This window comes from Mycobacterium sp. E3251 (assembly GCF_001666835.1).
Classification (GTDB): Bacteria; Actinomycetota; Actinomycetes; order Mycobacteriales; family Mycobacteriaceae; genus Mycobacterium.
In genome coordinates, this window is the sequence record NZ_LZJF01000107.1 from 24692 (window position 1) to 44606 (window position 19915).

General features: G+C 68.0%; 21 protein-coding genes. 12 read left to right on the forward strand and 9 right to left on the reverse strand.

From position 1 onward, the window contains the following. The first annotated feature begins 131 nt into the window (after window positions 1–131). Both eccD and mycP read left to right on the forward strand, forming a co-directional pair. The gene (eccD, locus tag A5697_RS13230) at window positions 132–1493 is read left to right on the forward strand and encodes a type VII secretion integral membrane protein EccD (RefSeq protein WP_304442483.1); all 1362 of its coding nucleotides are present in this window, start codon (window positions 132–134) and stop codon (window positions 1491–1493) included. A gap of 47 nt (window positions 1494–1540) precedes the next feature. After that, window positions 1541–2782 (forward strand): type VII secretion-associated serine protease mycosin, encoded by a 1242-nt coding sequence (mycP, locus tag A5697_RS13235; protein ID WP_068010925.1) that lies wholly within the window; start codon window positions 1541–1543, stop codon window positions 2780–2782. On the opposite strand, the gene eccB is transcribed toward mycP, so the two are convergent. Continuing rightward, window positions 2747–4108: a type VII secretion protein EccB gene (eccB, locus tag A5697_RS13240; protein WP_068010857.1), complete on the reverse strand. Its 1362-nt coding sequence runs from the start codon at window positions 4106–4108 to the stop codon at window positions 2747–2749. The genes mycP and eccB overlap by 36 nt on opposite strands. Window positions 4109–4228: 120 nt before the next feature. On the opposite strand from eccB, the gene A5697_RS13245 reads away from it, so the two are divergent. Further along, entirely contained in the window at window positions 4229–5086 is an 858-nt protein-coding gene (locus tag A5697_RS13245; protein ID WP_068010859.1) for a cutinase family protein, read from the forward strand. Window positions 5087–5143: 57 nt separating this feature from the next. Next, window positions 5144–5764 carry a cutinase family protein gene (locus A5697_RS13250; RefSeq protein ID WP_067950750.1) on the forward strand — a complete coding sequence of 207 codons (621 nt, stop codon included), beginning with the start codon at window positions 5144–5146 and terminating at the stop codon, window positions 5762–5764. On the opposite strand, the gene truA is transcribed toward A5697_RS13250, so the two are convergent. The 8 genes from truA to infA form a co-directional block, all read right to left on the reverse strand. Then, window positions 5761–6612 (reverse strand): tRNA pseudouridine(38-40) synthase TruA, encoded by an 852-nt coding sequence (gene truA, locus A5697_RS13255; protein ID WP_082953376.1) that lies wholly within the window; start codon window positions 6610–6612, stop codon window positions 5761–5763. The genes A5697_RS13250 and truA overlap by 4 nt on opposite strands. Then, window positions 6599–7240 carry a 50S ribosomal protein L17 gene (gene rplQ, locus A5697_RS13260; protein WP_068010861.1) on the reverse strand — a complete coding sequence of 214 codons (642 nt, stop codon included), beginning with the start codon at window positions 7238–7240 and terminating at the stop codon, window positions 6599–6601. Before rplQ ends, truA begins: the two co-directional genes overlap by 14 nt. A 60-nt stretch (window positions 7241–7300) precedes the next feature. Continuing rightward, window positions 7301–8344: a DNA-directed RNA polymerase subunit alpha gene (locus tag A5697_RS13265; RefSeq protein ID WP_067950710.1), complete on the reverse strand. Its 1044-nt coding sequence runs from the start codon at window positions 8342–8344 to the stop codon at window positions 7301–7303. A 76-nt stretch (window positions 8345–8420) separates the two neighbouring features. Continuing rightward, window positions 8421–9026 carry a 30S ribosomal protein S4 gene (gene rpsD / locus A5697_RS13270; RefSeq protein ID WP_067950708.1) on the reverse strand — a complete coding sequence of 202 codons (606 nt, stop codon included), beginning with the start codon at window positions 9024–9026 and terminating at the stop codon, window positions 8421–8423. A 10-nt stretch (window positions 9027–9036) separates the two neighbouring features. Further along, window positions 9037–9453 carry a 30S ribosomal protein S11 gene (rpsK, locus tag A5697_RS13275; RefSeq protein ID WP_046182344.1) on the reverse strand — a complete coding sequence of 139 codons (417 nt, stop codon included), beginning with the start codon at window positions 9451–9453 and terminating at the stop codon, window positions 9037–9039. A gap of 6 nt (window positions 9454–9459) precedes the next feature. Further along, window positions 9460–9834, reverse strand: a complete 375-nt coding sequence (gene rpsM, locus A5697_RS13280) for a 30S ribosomal protein S13 (protein ID WP_007167900.1) — start codon at window positions 9832–9834, stop codon at window positions 9460–9462. 221 nt (window positions 9835–10055) lie between these two features. Then, a complete protein-coding gene (gene rpmJ, locus A5697_RS27195; RefSeq protein WP_003879483.1) occupies window positions 10056–10169 on the reverse strand; it encodes a 50S ribosomal protein L36 in 114 nt (37 codons plus the stop codon). Window positions 10170–10210: 41 nt separating this feature from the next. Beyond that, window positions 10211–10432, reverse strand: coding sequence for a translation initiation factor IF-1 (gene infA / locus A5697_RS13285; protein ID WP_003418601.1), 222 nt, complete (start codon window positions 10430–10432; stop codon window positions 10211–10213). A gap of 273 nt (window positions 10433–10705) precedes the next feature. On the opposite strand from infA, the gene A5697_RS13290 reads away from it, so the two are divergent. The 8 genes from A5697_RS13290 to A5697_RS13325 all read left to right on the forward strand — a co-directional run bounded on the left by A5697_RS13290 (window position 10706) and on the right by A5697_RS13325 (window position 19897). Continuing rightward, the gene (locus tag A5697_RS13290; RefSeq protein ID WP_068010863.1) at window positions 10706–12391 is read left to right on the forward strand and encodes an FAD-dependent oxidoreductase; all 1686 of its coding nucleotides are present in this window, start codon (window positions 10706–10708) and stop codon (window positions 12389–12391) included. Continuing rightward, window positions 12388–13881 (forward strand): ATP-binding protein, encoded by a 1494-nt coding sequence (locus A5697_RS13295; RefSeq protein WP_068010865.1) that lies wholly within the window; start codon window positions 12388–12390, stop codon window positions 13879–13881. The genes A5697_RS13290 and A5697_RS13295 overlap by 4 nt, the downstream gene beginning before the upstream one ends. 29 nt (window positions 13882–13910) lie before the next feature. Further along, window positions 13911–14753, forward strand: coding sequence for an LLM class F420-dependent oxidoreductase (locus tag A5697_RS13300; protein WP_068010866.1), 843 nt, complete (start codon window positions 13911–13913; stop codon window positions 14751–14753). Window positions 14754–14778: 25 nt separating this feature from the next. Beyond that, on the forward strand, window positions 14779–15645 hold the full coding sequence (locus A5697_RS13305) for an LLM class F420-dependent oxidoreductase (protein WP_068010869.1): 867 nt from the start codon (window positions 14779–14781) through the stop codon (window positions 15643–15645). 26 nt (window positions 15646–15671) lie between these two features. Continuing rightward, a complete protein-coding gene (gene rfbB, locus A5697_RS13310; protein ID WP_067950697.1) occupies window positions 15672–16667 on the forward strand; it encodes a dTDP-glucose 4,6-dehydratase in 996 nt (331 codons plus the stop codon). Further along, window positions 16668–17276, forward strand: coding sequence for a dTDP-4-dehydrorhamnose 3,5-epimerase (gene rfbC, locus A5697_RS13315; RefSeq protein WP_067950695.1), 609 nt, complete (start codon window positions 16668–16670; stop codon window positions 17274–17276). Between the two features lie 231 nt (window positions 17277–17507). After that, window positions 17508–18686 (forward strand): acyltransferase, encoded by a 1179-nt coding sequence (locus A5697_RS13320; RefSeq protein ID WP_068010871.1) that lies wholly within the window; start codon window positions 17508–17510, stop codon window positions 18684–18686. A gap of 86 nt (window positions 18687–18772) precedes the next feature. Beyond that, window positions 18773–19897: an acyltransferase gene (locus tag A5697_RS13325; protein ID WP_067950691.1), complete on the forward strand. Its 1125-nt coding sequence runs from the start codon at window positions 18773–18775 to the stop codon at window positions 19895–19897. The last annotated feature ends 18 nt before the right edge of the window (window positions 19898–19915 follow it).

The window sequence follows — 19915 nt, forward strand, 5'->3', positions numbered from 1 at the left end:
TAGGCAGCACCGAAAGCCACGACAAGTCACCTGTGGACAGCCAGAAACCCGGTGGCCGAAACCTGGCTATGTTCGCGGCAATCTGACTGAAGGGGTCACCGTTGCAAGGGACTGATCCAGGGCTGCGCCGGGTGTCGATTCATTCCGGCGCCACCGTCGCCGACCTGTCGTTACCGGCCGAGATTCCCATCGCCATCCTGACCCCGTCGATCGTCGACTTCCTCGAGGTCCGCGACGACGACGATCCGACCGCCAAGCGCTACCACCTGTCACTCCCCGGATCCTCCGTTCTGGACCCGTCGAAGACGTTGGCGCAGAACAATATTGCCGACGGCGCCGTTCTCCTACTGAGCCGGCAGCCCGTCCCGCCACCCGGCGCTCGTCACCACGACGTCGCGGAGGCCGTGGCGGAGGCGCTGACGTCGCCTCCGGAACCGGGGACGGATGCCCTACGGCGGCTGGCGGCCCAGCGCACCGGTACGGTCGCGGCGAGCTGCTCGACAGCGATCGGCGTGCTGGCGCTCGTCCGAAATGCGCTCAGCGGCAACCCCGGCCACGAGATTCACACGACGGTGGGCGTGGCGGCAGGCGCGGGCCTGGTCGCCCTGCTGTCCGCCGTGGTGGTGCACCGGGCCGGCCGGAATGCGGTCGCCGGGCTGGCGCTGAACGCGATGGCCACCGCGTTTGCAGCGGTCGCCGGTTTCCTGGCGGTGCCGGGCGCGCCTGGCGTCTGCAATGTATTGCTGGCCGCGACAGCGGCCACGGTCACCTGCGTGGTGGCGATGCGCGCATCGGGTTGCGGCGCGGTCACTTTGACCGCCGTATCGTGCGTCACGACGGTCGTCGCCGTGGCCGCACTGGTGGGGGTGATGACCGCCGCCCCGCCGGAGGCCCTGGGCGCGGGCGCCGCGCTGGTGTCGCTCGGCCTGCTCGGGGCCGCGGCGCGGGTGTCAATCGTGTTGGCGGGGTTATCGCCTCAACTGTCGCCGCCCTCGGACTTGGACGAGGCCGAAGCAAGCCGGGCCTGCCTGACGGCGCAAGCGCTCCGCGCCGACGCCTGGTTGTCGAGCCTGCTTGCGGGGTTTTCGGCCTCGGCGGCGGTCGGCGCCGTCGTCACCGTTCTGGCCGGTGCAACACGCCAGTCCTGCATGGCGTTCGGCACGATCACCGGCGGATTGCTGCTGCTACGTGCGCGTTCCGGTGCCGGCACGAGGGTGCAAACGTTCGCGATCGCGGGAATGTCGGTGGTTGGGACGACTTTCGCCGTCGCCGTCTTGGGCACAACCGGGCACGGGCCGTGGGTCGCCGCCGGGGCGGCAACACTGAGCGCCGCGGCGCTTTACCTCGGATTCGCCGCTCCGGCGATGTCGCTCTCGCCGCTTGCGCGCCGAAGCTTCGATGCGTTGGAGTGGCTGGCGCTGGTTGCGTTGGTCCCATTGGCTTGTTGGATATGCGGGCTCTATGACGCCGTCCGGGGATTGAACCTCAAGTGAGGCCGTCGCCCGCCGTCCGCCTCCTGTCGGTGTCCGCGCTGGTGTGGATGACAATGCTGGGACTGCCGCCGGCGCAAGCAGTTCCGCCACCTCAGGTCGACGACAGGTGGTTACCGAAGCCCGCACGACCGGCGCCCCCGCGGCCGACGGTGCAACGCGAGGTTTGCGCGACGATGACGACGGGATCGGCGCCTAGCCGGCTAACGGACCTCCTCGACCTGCCGCGGGTCTGGCAGCTCACTCGCGGCACCGGACAACGGGTCGCGGTCATCGACACCGGTGTCTCGCGGCATCGCCTGCTAGCCGATGTGGTGCCGGGCGGGGATTATGTGTCCGGCGGCGACGGGACACAGGATTGTGATGCGCACGGCACCCTGGTCGCCGGAATCATCGCTGCGACAGCGGATTCAGGCTCAGCTGGCATTGCCCCCGAAGCCACCGTGATCAGCATTCGCCAGTCCAGCGGAAAGTTCTCCCCTGCGAGCGACCGCTCCCGCGGAGGCGTTGGCGACGTCGACACCATGGCGAAAGCCGTCCGCACCGCCGCCGATCTCGGCGCGTCGGTGATCAACATTTCCTCGGTGGCCTGCGTTCCGGTCGCGGCGGCGCTCGACGATCGCGCGCTGGGCGCCGCGCTGGCCTACGCCGTCGACGTCAAGAATGCCGTCGTCGTGGCCGCGGCCGGCAACACCGGCGGAGCCGCGCAGTGCCCTCCCCAGCGCTCGGATGCCACCTGGGAGACCGCCACGGTTGCGGTCAGCCCGGCGTGGTACGACGACTTCGTCCTGACCGTCGGTTCGGTGAATCCTGAAGGTGCGCCGTCGGGCTTCACCCTTGCAGGGCCCTGGGTGGACATAGCGGCTCTCGGCGAGGCGGTAACACCACTCGGGTCGAAACCGGTGTCCGGCACCAGTTATGCCGCGCCCGTGGTCAGCGGGCTGGCCGCGCTGATCCGGGCGCGGTTCCCGGTGTTGACCGCGCGGCAAGTGATGCAGCGCATCGAGTCGACAGCGCATCACCCGTCCTCCGGTTGGGACCCGCTCGTGGGCAACGGCGCCATCGACGCGCTGGCGGCAGTCAGCACCGACACCGGTCCACCGGGACCCACGTCTACGCCGGCCCCCGCGCCGATCGCCGCGTCACCACCACCCGCACCGCAGAGCGCCCACGCGCGGAACACCGCATTGCGCGGAGTCGCCCTCTGTCTCGCCGCGCTGGGGGTCGCGCTGGCCGCCGGTGTGGCCAGGCGGCGACTACGGCATCCCCGCGAAAGAGTCACGGGCGATTGACGCCTTCTCTCTGCTCAGCTCCGACCCGGCCGGAAGGGTGCCCAGTACGGGCCACGGCGCCGGGTTAGCCGCCGGTAGCCCGAGATCATGCGCGGCGTCGTCGTCGTGGATCGCGAACCTCACGCCGCTGTCGGTGACCAGGTACCGCGTGCCGACTCGCACGTATGCGCTTCGGCCGGGCGGCATGTACACGGCGTCCAGCGCGGGGCCGGGGCCATCGGCCTGGGACAACATCGCCGGTACCTGACCGGCCGGTATCGGCAGCCGACCGCCGACCAGAAACCTGACGGCCGATTGGCCGTGCGGCGCGGGCTGCCACGAGACGCACAAGGCGCTGCCGTCCGACAGAGTGGGAGGCCGGTCGGGGAAGCCGGCCACCGGCAGCGCGTCGACGATCGGAGCGGCGCGAATCGCATCGGGCGCCACCGTGACTGCGTTCGCAGTGCCCTCGGAGTTGCTGAAACGCAAGAGGTCGGCGGCCACCTCTCCGATCCGCTGCACACCGGCAGCGACCACCGCGTAATACTCGTCACCCCCTGACCGTGTGATGCGCACCACACTTCCTACCGGGAAGCCCGGGAGCGCGGACGCGTTGCCGCCCGCAGCCCGGATGAGGGGTGTCCTGATCGATGGTGCCTCGGGGACGGCCTTCAGCAACGCCGGCGAGACGAGTCGCGGTTTGCGGCCTTCCAGCCGAAGCGCGCGCACGACCCCTGCGTCGGCGACGTCCACTACGGCCCGCTTCCCGTCGTAGAGCAGGTAGGTTGGCGAACCCTCGGGTGGCGCGACCAGTGCCGCCCACCCGGTGTTGAGGGGTGCTGCCGCCGCGTCCTCGGTGCGTCCCACGACGACCGTCGTCGCGCCGTCGGCGTCGCAGATCGTCCAGGCCGCTTCGTCCGCGGACAACGGATCACCAATGAACTGTGGCGCACCCGGGATACCCAGCAGCGGGCCGCGTTTGGCGCGGGCCAGGTCTGCTTCGCGCACCGGCCGGGGGTTCGCCGCCACCGCCGCGATCAACCGGGCCGACGCGAGGTTCATGACCGGGTGCCAGGTATCGCCCACCCGTACGTACAGCGCTCCGGATTCTTGCCCCATCGCCAGTTGCGCGCCATCGAGCGCCACCCGCGGCCGCAGCAAAGCAAGGAACGCAGCCCCCGCGACGGCGATCGCCGCCAGCACGCACCCGATCGTCAGCGCCGCGGTCTGCGCGCGCGAGCCGGCGCTGAGAGTGCGGACGTCCCCGCCCAGCAACGCGCACTCCACTCGACGCAGCAGGAATCGGTAGCCGCTGATGTGCAGCCACGCGGTCGGCTGACGCGGCACTGATTCCCCCAACCTGCGTAGTCGTTGCGCATACGGTAGAGCGCCCGTCCGCGGAGACGCTTAATCGATCCACAGGTCAGCGAACTTTCGAACCGTGCTTAGGGTAGGTAAAGTTACGGCGTGTTTTCTCACCGCGTGGGTCGCTGCCTCGGGCTCGGGGCCTCTGCACTGGTCACAGCCTCTGGCCTGCTGCTGTCCCCCGCCGCGGCGCCAACAGCCTCCGCCTTCGACTGCCCGGACGTCGAGGTCATCTTCGCCCGCGGCACCAACGAGCCGCCCGGCCTGGGCCGCGTCGGCGACGCCTTCGTGGACTCGCTGCGCAAGCAGACGAACCTGAACATCCTGCCCTACGGCGTGAACTACGCCGCCAGCAAGCTGCAGCTGCACGGCGGTGACGGCGCCAACGACACCATCGACCGCGTCAAGAAGAGCGTGGAGACCTGCCCGAACACCAAGATCGTGCTGGGCGGCTACTCCCAGGGCGCGTCGGTGATGGACATCGTGGCCGGCGTGCCCATCGGCGGCATCAGCTGGGGCAACTCGCTGCCGGCGCAATACGCCCCCAACATCGCGGCGGTCGCCACCTTCGGCGACATAGCCGACCGCGCCGGCGGCACCCTGCCCACCCAGAGCGCGCTGCTGGGCTCCAAGGCGATCGACCTGTGCAACCCGCAAGACCCGATCTGCCACGCGGGTCAGGGCAACGAGTGGACCGGGCACACCGAGGGTTACGTTCCCGTCTACACCACCCAGGCCGCGGCGTTCGTCGCGAGCAAGTTACTGGCCGGCACCGGTCAATCGGTTCCCGGATTCGGGCCGCCGCTGGGCCCCGTTCCGACCCAGCCCGGCGGCCAGCCGTCGCCGGTCTACGGGCAGGAGACCCCGCCCGGGTCGCCGCCCTCCATCCACGGTGGAACCGGTCCGGCACCCGCGCCGGCCACCCCGAGCACGGTTACTCCGCAAGCACCTCTCGTCTGAATCGTTACCGGCGCGAGATCAACGCGCCCCTAACATCGTGGGGTGCGGCTCATTCCACTGACGCTGGGCGCCGGCCTCCTCGCCGGCGCCGCGATAGTGGTTGCTCCCCAACTGCTTCCGCAGGCCTTTGCCTCCTGCCCCGGCGTTGAGGTGGTGTTCGCCCGCGGAACCGACGAACCGCCCGGCGTCGGCAAGGTCGGCGGGGCGTTCGTCAACTCGCTGCGCCAGCAGACTTCTAAAAGCGTTGGCGCGTATGGGGTGAACTACCCGGCCAACAAGGACTTCCTGGCCGCCGCGGACGGCGCCAACGACGCCAGCAACCACATCCAGCAGATGGCGGGCAACTGCCCCAACACCAAGCTGGTGCTCGGCGGCTACTCCCAGGGGGCCGCCGTCGTCGACATCGTCACGGCCGCACCGTTGCCCGGCCTGGGTTTCCGCCAGCCACTGCCGGCCACCGCCGCCGATCACGTCGCCGCCGTTGCCCTGTTCGGGAATCCGTCCAGCCGGGCGGGCGGGCTGATGAATGCCCTGACCCCGGAATTCGCCGGCAAGACCATCGACCTGTGCAACCCGGGCGACCCGATCTGCTCGGGCGGCACCCGGTGGGCCTCGCACCTGAGCTACGTGCCCGGATTGACCAACCAGGCGGCCAGTTTCGTCGCGGCCAAGGTTTAGCGGGTGCGCAGGTCCCGGGTGACCAGGTTGCGCGCCTCCAGCTGGTCATCGGGCGGGTAGTCGACGCTCGCCAGCGTCAGTCCGTGCGCCGGCGCGGCCGCGAAGTCGCTGGAACGGCTTGTGGCGGTGAGCAATTCGCGACACCATGACGCCGGGCGCCGGTGCTCGCCCACGGCCAGCAGCGCCCCCACCAACGAGCGCACCATCTGCCAGCAGAACGCGTCGGCGCTGACGTGCGCGGTGATCAGGTGCCCGTCGCGCGACCACTCCAGGCGCTGCAGGTCGCGGATCGTGGTGGCGTTGGGCCGGTGCCGGCAGAATCCGGCAAAGTCGTGCAGCCCCAGCAGCTCTCGCGACGCGTCGGCCATCGCGTCCACGTCCAGGGGGCGCGGCCAGGCGGTGATGTAGCGGGCCTGCTGTGGCTCCACCCCGTAGGGCGCCGTCGACAGCCGGTAGGTGTAGTGGCGCCGCAGCGCCGAGAATCGGGCGTCGAAACCCGTTGGGGCACGGGTGATGTCGAGCACCCGCACATCGGTGGGCAGGAACCGGCCGAGCCGGCGCACCAGTGGCTCGAATTCCGCCTCCCCGGCGCGTGACGAGCGCGAGTAGGCGTGCGGCAGCGCGGCCGGCGGCACGTCGACGTGTGCCACCTGACCGGTGGCGTGCACCCCGGTGTCGGTGCGCCCGGCCGCCCGCAGCCGCATCGGCGCACGGAAGACCGTCGTCAGCGCCTCGTCGAGCACTCCGGCGACGGTGCGCTGGCCGGACTGGGGTGCCCAGCCAGCGAATTCCGTCCCGTCATAGGCGATGTCGAGCCGCAGACGGACGGCGTCGTTAACTCTCGTCAGCCTCGTCGGCCTCGGCGGCCTTCTCGGCCTCGGCCCTCGCGGCGACGGCCTTGTCGGCCTTCTCCTCGGCCTTGGCCTGGGCTTCGGTGGCCTCGCCGGACTCGGTGGCCTCGCCGGCTTCCGACGTCTCGGCCGGCTCGGTCACCTCTTCGGCCGTCGGGCCGACGGCTTCCTCAGGCTCGACCGCCGCCTGAGGTGCCGCCGCCGCCGCAACCGGAGCCTTCTTGGGCGTCTTGGCCCGGCGCGCCCGGTCGGCCTCCGAGGTCACCGTCTTCTCCAGCACCAGCTGGATCACCGCCATCGGGGCATTGTCGCCCTTGCGCGGCTCGACCTTGATGATGCGGGTGTAACCGCCGTTGCGGTCGGCGAAGAACGGCCCGATCTCGTCGAACAGCTTGTGCACGACGTCCTTGTCGCGGATCTTCTTCATCACCTCGCGACGGTTGTGCAACGTGCCCTTTTTCGCGTGCGTGATCAGCTTCTCCGCGTACGGACGCAGCGCGCGCGCCTTCGGCTCGGTCGTCTTGATCTGGTTGTGCTCGAACAGCGACGTCGCCAGGTTGGCCAGCAGGGCCTTCTGGTGCGAAGACGACCCGCCGAGGCGGGGGCCCTTGGTGGGCTTGGGCATTGCACTATCTCCTCATTGGGGGCCGGCCCCCGTATCAGGTAGGGCCGGGACGGACGTCAATTACAGCTGTTCGGTTTCCGCGTAGTCCTGGTCGTCGTACGCGCCCTCGGTGGACCACGTGCCCGTGGCCACGTCGTAGCCCGCGACCTGCGACGGGTCGAAGCTCGGCGGGCTGTCCTTGAGCGACAGGCCCAGCTGGTGCAGCTTGACCTTCACCTCGTCGATGGACTTCTGACCGAAGTTGCGGATGTCGAGCAGGTCGGACTCGGTGCGGCTCACCAGCTCGCCGACGGTGTGCACACCCTCGCGCTTGAGGCAGTTGTACGAGCGCACCGTCAGGTCCAGGTCGTCGATCGGCAGCGCGAACGAGGCGATGTGGTCGGCCTCGGCCGGCGACGGCCCGATCTCGATGCCCTCGGCCTCGACGTTGAGTTCGCGTGCCAGGCCGAACAATTCGACCAGCGTCTTACCGGCCGACGCCAGCGCGTCGCGCGGGGTGATCGAGCTCTTGGTCTCGACGTCCAGGATCAGCTTGTCGAAGTCGGTGCGCTGCTCGACACGGGTCGCGTCGACCTTATAGGTCACCTTGAGCACCGGCGAGTAGATGGAATCGACTGGGATGCGGCCGATTTCGGCGCCGGAGGCCCGGTTCTGCACCGCCGGGACGTAACCGCGGCCACGCTCGACGACGAGCTCGACCTCGAGCTTGCCCTTGTCGTTCAGCGTCGCGATGTGCATCTCGGGGTTGTGCACCGTGACACCGGCGGGCGGGACGATGTCACCCGCGGTGACCGCGCCCGGGCCCTGCTTGCGCAGGTACATGGTGACCGGCTCGTCCTCCTCGGAGGAGACGACCAGGCCCTTGAGGTTCAGGATGATCGCGGTGACGTCTTCCTTCACCCCGGCGACGGTGGTGAACTCGTGCAGCACGCCGTCGATGCGGATGCTGGTGACGGCCGCGCCGGGAATCGACGACAGCAGCGTCCGGCGCAGCGAATTGCCCAGGGTGTAACCGAATCCGGGCTCCAGGGGCTCGATGACGAACTGCGAGCGGCTGTCGGTGAGGACTTCCTCCGACAGTGTGGGTCGCTGAGAAATCAGCATTTGTTTCTTCTTCTCCTTCTCGGCACCCGCTATTTGATGCCGTTGGGGGCTTCGAGCCGGGCGGCTCGAAAGTCCGTTACTTCGAGTAGAACTCGACGATCAGCTGCTCGGCGAGCGGCACGTCGATCTGCGCCCGCTCGGGCAGCTGGTGGATGAGGATGCGCTGGCGCTCCCCCACCACCTGTAACCAGCTCGGGATCGGCCGGTCGCCCGCCGTCTCCCGCGCGATCTGGAACGGCACCGTGTTCAGCGAGCCGTCCCGCACGTCGATGATGTCGTACTGCGACACCCGGTAGCTGGGGACGTTGACGTGCACGCCGTTGACGCTGAAGTGGCCGTGGCTCACCAGCTGGCGGGCCATCCGGCGCGTGCGGGCCAGCCCGGCGCGGTACACGACGTTGTCCAGCCGGCTTTCCAGGATCTTGAGCAGCTCCTCACCCGTCTTGCCGGGCTGCCGGGTGGCCTCTTCGTAGTAGCGGCGGAACTGCTTCTCCATGACGCCGTAGGTGAAGCGGGCCTTCTGCTTCTCCTGCAGCTGCTGCAGGTATTCGCTCTCCTTGATCCGCGCGCGGCCGTGCTGGCCGGGCGGGTAGGGACGCTTCTCGAAGGCCTGGTCGCCACCGATCAGGTCGGTGCGCAGCCGGCGCGACTTGCGGGTGATGGGTCCGGTGTAACGAGCCATGATTGTCTTCCTAGACCCTTCTGCGCTTGGGCGGACGGCAGCCGTTGTGGGGCTGCGGGGTGACGTCGGAGATCGCGCCGACCTCGAGGCCCGCGGCCTGCAGCGAGCGGATCGCCGTCTCCCGGCCCGAACCCGGGCCCTTGACGAACACGTCGACCTTGCGCACGCCGTGCTCCTGCGCCTTGCGCGCGGCGTTCTCGGCGGCGAGCTGCGCGGCGAACGGGGTCGATTTCCGCGAGCCCTTGAAGCCGACGTGACCCGACGACGCCCAGGCGATGACGTTGCCCTGCGGGTCGGTGATGCTCACGATCGTGTTGTTGAACGTGCTCTTGATGTGCGCGGCACCGTGCGGGATGTTCTTCTTTTCCCGCTTGCGGGTCTTCTGCCCCTTCTTGGGCGCAGAGGCTGCCTTCTTGGCTGGTGGCATGGGCGATTACCTGGCCTTCTTCTTGCCTGCGATGGTGCGCTTGGGGCCCTTGCGGGTGCGCGCATTGGTCTTGGTCCGCTGGCCGCGCACCGGCAGGCCGCGGCGGTGCCGCAGGCCCTGGTAGCAGCCGATCTCGATCTTGCGGCGAATGTCGGCCTGCACCTCGCGGCGCAGGTCACCCTCAACCTTGAGGTTCGCTTCGATGTAGTCACGCAGGTGGGTCAGCTGGTCGTCGGTCAGGTCCCTGGTGCGCAGGTCCTTATCGATCCCCGTAGCTGCCAGGATCTCGTTCGACCGGGTGCGGCCGACGCCGAAGATATAGGTCAGCGCGATCTCCATCCGCTTGTCGCGCGGCAGATCGACGCCTACTAGTCGAGCCATAGGTGGCGTTTCCTCTTTTTCTCGGCGGAGGTCTTTTCCCAGCCCGTTCCCGCTTCGCGGGGCCCGGCCTCCGTCCGGGCGTGGATGAGCTGGCCCATCTCTAAAGATGCGAGCCGCTCAGTGGTGCTGGGAGGTCTGCATTCAGTTGTGTTTCGGCAAGGCCGCGCTCGATGGATCGTGGCGACCCGCTGCGCCCGGCTACGCCGCGCTTGCGATCGCCACTAGCCCTGGCGCTGCTTGTGACGCGGATCGGAGCAGATCACCATGACCCGCCCATGCCGACGGATCACCCTGCACTTGTCACAGATTGGCTTGACGCTCGGGTTCACCTTCACGGCTGTTCGATCCTGTTCTTTCTCGTTGTCGGAATTCGGGCTTACTTGTACCGGTACACGATGCGGCCCCGGGACAGGTCGTAGGGAGACAGCTCCACCACCACCCGGTCCTCGGGCAGGATGCGGATGTAGTGCTGCCGCATCTTGCCGCTGATGTGGGCGAGCACCTTGTGACCGTTCTCCAGCTCAATGCGGAACATCGCATTGGGCAGGGGCTCGACCACGCGGCCCTCGACCTCTATGGCACCGTCCTTCTTGGCCATAACTTTTCAGCAATCCTCGTCTTTGGTTTCGTATCCTTGTGTGCGCCCATATCGGCGCAGCATTCGCCCGACTAGAAACGTGAGCCAAGGGCAGGAAATTCCAGGAAGTTCCTAAGACAGGGCACGCAAAAAGTCGGCGCGGATGACGCACCGTTGTCCCACGATACCTGGTCAGCGCCCTGACCCAAAATCGCTGGCGGCGAAATCCGGGCCGCCGATTATCCGCCTCCTCGACCTGCCGCCGGGGCCCTGACGAGGGCATACTTAATCCCGATGACGAGTCCCGCGAGCCCCGCAACCCCATCAGTTCAGCCTCGCAAGCCGGTCCTGTTGACCGTCGACGACGATCCATCGGTTTCCCGCGCGGTCGCCCGCGACCTGCGTCGCCAATACGGAGACCGGCACCGGATCGTGCGCGCGGAGTCGGGCCCCGACGCCCTGGACACGCTCAAGGAGCTCAAGCTGCGGGGTGAGACGGTCGCGGTGCTGATCGCCGACTACCGGATGCCGCAGATGAGCGGCATCGAATTCCTCGAGCAGGCGATGGATCTGTACCCCGCGGCGCGCCGCGTGCTGTTGACCGCCTACGCCGACACCCACGCCGCCATCGACGCGATCAACGTCGTCGACCTGGACCACTACCTGCTCAAGCCGTGGGATCCGCCGCAGGAGAAGTTCTACCCCGTCATCGACGCGCTGCTGGACGCCTGGCGTGCGGCACCCGAACATCCCATCCCGCACACCAAGGTGATCGGGCACCGCTGGTCGGAGCGGTCCTGGCAGGTGCGCGACTTTCTGGCCCGCAACGGGCTGCACTACTCGTGGTTCATGGCCGACGACCCCGACGGCGAGCGGCTGCTGAAGGCCGCAGGCGAGGACGGCCTGCGGCTGCCCGTCGTCGTCACCGAACGCGGCGACACCCTGGTCGAGCCCACCGACGCGCAGCTGGCGGACACCCTGGGCCTGACCACCACGCCGTCGCAGGAGTTCTACGACCTGATCGTCATCGGCGGCGGGCCGGCGGGCCTGGCCGCCGCCGTGTACGGCGCCTCCGAGGGGCTGCGCACGGTGCTCATCGAACGCACCGCGACGGGCGGCCAGGCCGGCCAGAGCTCACGCATCGAGAACTACCTGGGCTTCCCCGACGGGGTGTCCGGCGGCCAGCTGGCCGACCGGGCCCGCAGGCAGGCCGAGAAGTTCGGCGCCGAACTCATCACCGCCCGCACCGCCACGGCGCTCGAGGTCAACGGCCCCAAGCGCACCGTGCGGTTCTCCGACGGCGGATCGATCGACGCGCACGCCGTCATCCTGGCCACCGGAGTCGCCTACCGCCAGCTGCCGGCGGAGGGCTGCGGCGAGCTGACCGGCCGCGGCGTCTACTACGGGGCCGCCGTGTCGATCGCGTCGGAATGCGCCGGCGAGGAGGTCTACGTCGTCGGCGGGGCCAACTCGGCCGGCCAGGCCGCGATGTACCTTTCCCGCGAGGCCAAGTCGGTGACCATCGTGGTGCGGGCGCCGTCGCTGGACGCCTCGATGTCCTACTACCTCATCCAGCAGATCCAGCAACGACCCAACATCACGGTGCGCACCTGCACCGAGGTGCGCCGCGCCGTCGGGGACGACCACCTGGAGCGGCTGACCCTGGTCGACAACCGGACCGGAGACACCGAGGACGTCACCTGCGCCCGGATGTTCATCTTCATCGGCGCCGCGCCGCGCACCGAGTGGCTGGACGGGGTGCTCGCGCGCGACAACCACGGCTTCGTCCTGACCGGGCCGGACCTGCGCAACGTCTGCGGCTGGACGTTGGACCGCCCGCCCCACCACCTCGAGACGAGCGTGCCGGGCGTATTCGCCACCGGCGACGTGCGGGCCGAGTCCGCCAAGCGGGTCGCGGCCGCCGTCGGCGAGGGGTCGATGGCCGTGATGCTGGTGCACCGCTACCTGGCGGAATCGTGACCGCGAAGACGCCGTGCGAGCCCGACGAGCTGCGCAGCCTGTTCCTGTTCGAGGCCCTCACCGACGAGCAGCTGGCGGTGTTGTGCGCCAACGGGCACATCGAGAACTACGAACCGGGCCCGATCTGCGTCGAGGGCGAGCCGGCGACCTGCTTCTACGTCCTGATCGAGGGCGAGCTGATGATGTCCAAGCTCTCCGGCGGCCAGGACATCGAAACCAACCGCACCTCGCAGCGCGGCGTGTATTGCGGGGCGTGGCGGGCGTTCACCGGCGGGAAGCAGAAGAGCTACGACGCCTCGGTGCACGTGACCAAGCCGTCGCGGTTCTTCGTGATGGACGCGCCGGTGTTCGCCAGGTTCATGAAGGACCAATTCCCGATGGCGGTCCACCTGCTCGACGGCATCGCCGTCGGCACCGACCGCACGCGCCGGATCATCGACAACCGGGAGAAGCTGTTGGCGCTGGGCCGGTTGTCGGCCGGGCTGACGCATCAGCTGAACAACCCCGCGGCGGCCATCGCCCGTGCGGCGGCCGACCTGCGCGGCCGGGTCGCCGGCATGCGGGGCAAGCTGGCGATGCTCGCCGACGGCACGGTCAGTCCCGAGGCGCTCAGCGCCCTGGTCCACCTGCAGCAGGAGGTCGCCGAGCAGGTCGCCAAGTCGGCGTCCGAGCACCTGAGCGCGATGGAAACCGCCGACCGCGAGGACGCCGTCGGCGACTGGCTGGAAGACCACGGCGTCGAGGGCGGTTGGGACATCGCGCCGACGTTCGTCGAAGGCGGCATCGACACCGACTGGCTGGAGCGGATTTCCACGGTCAGCGAGGAACTCGCGTCGACCTCGCTGGAGGAGGCGATCCGATGGATCAACTACACCATCGAGAGCGAACTGCTGATGAACCAGGTTTTGGAAGCGAGCAAACGGATTTCGGCGTTGGTCGCCGACGCCAAGCAGTATTCGCAGCTTGATCGGGCCCCGTTCCAGGTGGCCAACGTGCACGAGTTGCTGCGCAGCACGCTGGTGATGTTCGCCGACCGGTTGACCAAGGACCCGAGCAAGGAGTCCGGCAAGAATCCGGTGATCACCCTGGTCAAGGACTTCGACCAATCTCTTCCTGAAATCCCTTGTTACCCAGGTGATCTCAATCAGGTGTGGACCAACATCATCGACAACGCCATCGCCGCGATGCGCGAGGAGGGCGGCACGCTGACCGTCCGCACCTGCCGGGAGGGCGAGAACATGGCCCGCGTCGAGATCTGCGACACCGGACCCGGGGTGCCCGAGGAGGTGCGTGAGCACATCTTCGAGCCGTTCTTCACCACCAAGCCGTTCGGCGAGGGCACCGGCCTGGGGCTGGATCTGGCCTTCAACATCGTCGTCAAGAAGCATCGAGGGGACCTGCGCGTGGAATCGGTCCCCGGCGACACCCGGTTCATCGTGCTGCTGCCGCTCGAGACGCCGCCGCCCGTGGATGTAGACGTTCCGGAATAGCCGCAACGCGCCCCCGGTTGGGAACAACCATGACCGATGCAGCGAGCAAGCCCAATCTCGGCCGGTTCGGATCGTTCGGACGCGGCGTGACGCCACAGCAAGCCAAAGACATCGAATCCCTCGGATACGGGGCCGTGTGGGTGGGCGGTTCACCACCGGCCGAGCTGGCCTGGGTGGAACCCATCCTCGAAGCGACGACCACCCTGCAGGTGGCCACCGGCATCGTCAACATCTGGACGGCCGCGGCCAAGCCGGTGGCGGAGTCGTTCCACCGCATCGACAAGGCCTACCCCGGCCGCTTCCTGCTCGGCATCGGCGTCGGCCATCCCGAGGCGCACACCGAGTACCGCAAGCCTTACGACGCGCTCGTCGAATACCTGCAGCAACTGGACGACTACGGGGTGCCCGCCAACCGACGGGTGGTGGCCGCCCTGGGCCCGCGCGTCCTCAAGCTGTCGGCGGAGCGCGCCGCCGGCGCGCACCCGTACCTCACCACGCCCGAGCACACCGCTCAGGCGCGCGAGTTGATCGGCCCGTCGGCATTCCTGGCTCCCGAGCACAAGGCGGTGCTGACCACCGACCCCGAGAAGGCCCGTGCGGTGGGCCGCAGGGCGCTCGACATCTATTTCCAGCTCGCCAACTACCGCAACAGCTGGAAGCGGCTCGGTTTCACCGACGAGGAGGTCACCAAGCCTGGCAGCGACCGCCTGGTCGACGCGGTGGTGGCCTACGGCACGCCCGATGCGATCGCGGCGCGGCTGAAGGAGCACCTCGATGCGGGCGCCGACCACGTGCCCGTGCAGGTCCTGACGAGGGATGAAAACCTGGTTCCGGCTCTGGCCGAATTGGCCGGGCCGCTCGGACTGAGCTAGCAGACGACGCACGAGGGGGACGTAGATGACCGAGCCAGTAGCACTCAAACCCGACCTGGGCCGGTTCGGCGTATGGCTGGGGTCGCGGTCCATCACCCCCGAACTGGCGGCGCGGATCGAGTCGCTGGGTTACGGCGCCGTCTGGATCGGCGGTTCACCGGATGCCGAGCTGTCGTGGGTGGAACCGGCCCTGGAGCAGACGACGTCGCTGCAACTGGCCACCGGGATCGTCAACATCTGGACCGAACCGGCCCCGGCGGTCGCCGAGTCCTTCAAGCGCATCGAAAACGCCCATCCCGGAAGGTTTTTGCTGGGTGTCGGGGTGGGACACCCCGAGCACACCCAGGAGTACGTCAAGCCGTACGACGCGCTGGTCTCCTACCTCGACGAGCTCGACGCGGCGGTGGTGCCCACCAGTCGCCGGGTGCTCGCGGCGCTCGGGCCGCGCGTATTGCGGCTGGCGGCGCAGCGCAGCGCCGGCACCCATCCGTACCTGACCACGCCGGAACACACGGCCAAAGCACGCGAACTGGTGGGCAACTCCGTGTTCCTGGCGCCGGAACACAAGGTGGTACTCACCACCGACGCGGAAAAGGCCCGCGAGATCGGCCGCAGGTACGCGAACTTCTACCTGGACCTGAGCAACTACGTGAACAACTGGCTGCGGCTCGGGTTCACCGAAGCCGACGTGCGCAAGCCGGGCAGCCACCGGCTGATCGACGCGGTGGTCGCCTACGGCACGCCGGAAGCCATCGCGCACCGGCTCCGCGAACACTGCGACGCCGGGGCCGATCACGTCGCCGTCCAGGTGCTGGACGCCGGGGACGACGACGCGCTCGTCTCGGCACTGAGCGAATTGGCCGGGCCGCTGGGGCTGACTGGCACAAGCTGACCGACTCGCTCGGTTAGGGTTTGAGCATGCGGTTACTGGTCACCGGCGGCGCTGGCTTCATCGGCGCGAATTTCGTGCACAGCACGGTCCGGGAGCACCCCGAAGATTCCGTGACGGTGCTCGACGCCTTGACCTACGCCGGCCGGCGGGAGTCGCTGGCCGACGTCGAGGACTCCATCCGGCTGGTGGTGGGCGACATCTGCGACACCGAGCTGGTCTCGCGGCTGGTCGCCGAGTCCGACGCGGTGGTGCACTTCGCCGCGGAGAGCCACGTGGACAACGCGCTGGACGACCCGGGCCCGTTCCTGCACACCAATGTCGTCGGTACGTTCACCATCCTGGAAGCGGTGCGGCGCCACGGCGTGCGGCTGCACCACATTTCGACCGACGAGGTCTACGGCGACCTCGAGCTCGACGACCCCAACCGATTCACCGAGTCGACGCCGTACAACCCGTCGAGTCCGTACTCGGCCACCAAGGCAGGCGCCGACATGCTGGTGCGAGCCTGGGTGCGGTCGTACGGCGTGCGCGCGACGATCTCGAACTGCTCCAACAATTACGGGCCGTATCAGCACGTCGAGAAGTTCATCCCGCGCCAGATCACCAACGTGCTCACCGGCCGGCGGTGCAAGCTGTACGGCAGCGGCGCCAACGTCCGCGACTGGATCCACGTCGACGACCACAACAGCGCCGTGCGGCGGATCCTGGAAAAGGGCGAGATCGGCCGCACGTACCTGATCAGTTCCGAGGGCGAGCGCGACAATCTGAGTGTGCTGCGCACGCTGCTGAAGATGATGGGGCGCGAACAAGATGACTTCGACCACGTGACCGACCGCGTCGGTCACGATCTGCGCTACGCCATCGACCCTTCGCTGTTGTACGACGAATTATGTTGGGCGCCAAAGCACACCGATTTCGAAGAGGGGTTGAGCGCCACCATCGACTGGTATCGTGCCAACGAATCATGGTGGCGCCCTTTGAAGGACGCCGCGGAAGCCCGTTACGAAGAGCGTGGTCAGTAGATGAAGGTTCGCGAGCTCGCAATCCCCGGCGCCTGGGAGATCACCCCCACCATTCACGGCGATTCCCGCGGACTGTTCTTCGAATGGCTCACCGACCACGGGTTCACCGAATTCGCCGGCCACCGCTTGGATGTCCGCCAAGCGAACTGTTCGGTCTCGGCGGCCGGCGTGCTGCGCGGCTTGCACTTCGCCCAGCTGCCGCCGAGCCAGGCCAAATATGTGACCTGCGTACGCGGCTCGGTGTTCGACGTCGTGGTGGATATCCGGGAGGGCTCACCGACATTCGGGCAGTGGGATTCGGTGCTGCTCGACGACAAGGACCGCAGGACGATTTACCTTTCCGAAGGCCTGGGGCACGGCTTCCTTGCCTTGCAGGACGATTCGACCGTGATGTATCTCTGCTCGGCCGAATACAACCCGCAGCGCGAGCACACCATCTGCGCGACCGATCCGGCGATCGGGGTCGACTGGCCGCTGGTGAACGGTGCCGCCCCCAGCCTGTCCGACCGCGACGCCGCGGCCCCCAGCTTCGAAGAGGTGCGAGCCGCAGGGCTTTTGCCCAGCTGGGAGGAGACGCAGAGGTTTATCGACGGGATGCGCAACGCATAACCGCGGGGTCGCGTTGTTTCACCGACCGCGACGGTCGTTATCCCACAAGGCACTTGGCCACTCTTCGCGCGCCAAATTGTATTCACCAATTGACCGAGCTTGGTGCGCGGATATTGACCAACCGCATATTTGCCATTGCGCGATACCTTAGGTACCGTGAACCGGCCCATTCTGGCGCTTGGTCGCGATACGATACGCCGATTAGGCCCTGTACGGACACGGGGGAGGCGGATGAAACTCGCGCAGGCCTTCGATCCGCGCAATAACGCCCTGAATGCCTGGCGGCTGGCGCTGGCGGGCGAGGTGATCTTCTGGCACACCTTCCCGATCAGGGGCCACCTCCCGTCCGCCCGGGCCGTCCTCCAGCTTCTACTTTGCGTCGGGGTGGACGGGTTCTTCGCGATCTCCGGATTCCTCATCACCGCGAGTTGGCTCGGCAATCCCCGCCTCCGTGAATACCTCGCCGCCCGCGCGCTGCGCATCCTGCCCGGGTTCTACGTCTGCCTGCTGGTGACCGCCTTCGTCATCGCCCCCATCAGCGTGGCGATTCAAGGCGGCTCGGCGGGCAAGCTCATCACCTCGGGCGCGCCGCTGGACTTCGTGTTGAAGAACAGCGCCGTGGCGCTGGTCAAGTTCGATATCGGCGGTACTCCGACCGGGGTTCCCAGCGCGGGCGTCTGGAACGCTTCCCTGTGGTCCCTCATCTGGGAAGTGATGTGCTACCTCATCGTTGCCATCATCGGCGTGGTCGGACTCGCCACCCACCGGTGGGTGTCTCTCGCATTCTTGCTGCTGGCGACGGGCGGCGCGATGATGCTGCCGGGGCTGAAGTTCCCCGATGTCATGACCCAACACGAGGGCGACGTCCGCACCGCCCTGTTCTTCTTGGCGTGCCGCACCGCCATCATGTTCGCGGCCGGCGCGTTCCTTTATCAGTGGCGAGATGTGATCCCCGCCCGCTGGTCACTCGTCGCGCTGAGCGCGGCCATCGTCGTAGCCGCGGGTTTCCTGCCGGACTACCGGGTGGTCGGCGCCTTGCCCCTGGCTTACGCCGTGGTCGTATCGGGCGCCCTGATCCGCAACAAGCACCTGAAACTGCGTACCGACCTGTCGTACGGCATGTACATCTACGCGTACCCGACCCAGCAGCTGCTGCTCGTCTGCGGGCTCATCAGCCTTAATCCGCTGCTGTTGACCGGTGTTACCGCCGCCGCCACGGTGCCGTTGGCCGCGGCGAGCTGGTTCCTGGTCGAGAAGCCGGCGCGGCGCCTCAAACGGCGGTTCGGAAAGAAATCGTCCGCACCCCAAGACCAAGATCAAGATGCGACTCAAGATCAAACGGTGATGGTGCCGCCCGCCCAGGAGGTCCCGGGATCCCCGCTTCCCCCGGAACGTCCGGGCACGACCTAGTCGACAATCCCCATCCGACCACGCCGTCGGCGTGCGGCCGATACGATGGCGCGGACAGTTCGATGGGGGACGACGGTCGGAGGCGGATGAAGCTCGGGCAGGTATTCGATCCGCGCAGTAATGCTCTGAACGCGCTGCGGTTGGTGCTCGCGGCCGAGGTGATGCTCTTCCACTCCTGGCCCATCACCGGCCGCACGCCGCCCGCGGCGATCAATCAGCTCTTCTTTTCCGTGGGGGTCGACGGCTTCTTCGCGATCTCGGGATTCCTCATCACCAGGAGTTGGCTCACCGACCCGCGCGTGCGTGACTACCTCACCGCGCGAGCCCTGCGCATCCTGCCTGGCTTTTACATCTGCCTGGTGGTGACGGCGTTCGTGTTCGCGCCCATCAGTGTGCTGATCGAGGGCGGGTCGGCTCTCAAGCTGCTGCGCTCCATCGCACCGATCGAATACGTCTTGAAAAACAGCGCGGTGGCCTACCTCCAACCGAACATCGCCGGCACATTGAGTCAGGCGCCCGGTGGGCCCACCTGGAACGCATCGCTGTGGTCCCTCGTCTGGGAATTGCTGTGCTACCTCGCCGTTGCCTTCATCGGCGTCGTCGGGCTGGCCAACCGCCGGTGGGTTTCTCCGGTTCTGCTGGTGGTGGCCGTGTGTGCGGCGTTGGTGTTTCCCCCGCTGACTTTCCCCGGTGTCTGGACCATCCCCCAGCTCGCCGCGCGTTCGGCCATCATGTTCGCCGCCGGGGCGGTTATGTATCAGTGGCGGGACGTGATTCCCGCCCGCTGGTCGCTGGTCGCGGTGTGCGCGGCCATCGTTGTTGCGGCTGGGTTCCTGCCCGATTACCGCGTGGTCGCGGCCCTTCCCCTGGCGTACGTGGTCATCGTGTCGGGCGCACTGCTGCAGCACAAGCGGCTGCAGTTGCGCACCGACATCTCCTACGGGGTGTACATCTACGCGTACCCCACTCAGAAGATACTGGCCGTCTGCGGGCTCGCGACTCTGCATCCGGTCGTGTTCTTCGTCGTCAGCGCGGTCAGCACCCTGCCCGTGGCCGCCCTTAGCTGGTTCGTCATCGAAAAGCCCTCGATGTCCCTGAAACGGCGACTCAAGCAGAAGTGGGGCGCACCCGCGCCCGCAGGGCCGGGCGGCGAACAACCCGAGGAGCTCGTCGCCGACCGGACCGCTCCCCAGGCCCCGGGTACCGGCTAGGCCCGGTTCACAAGCGGG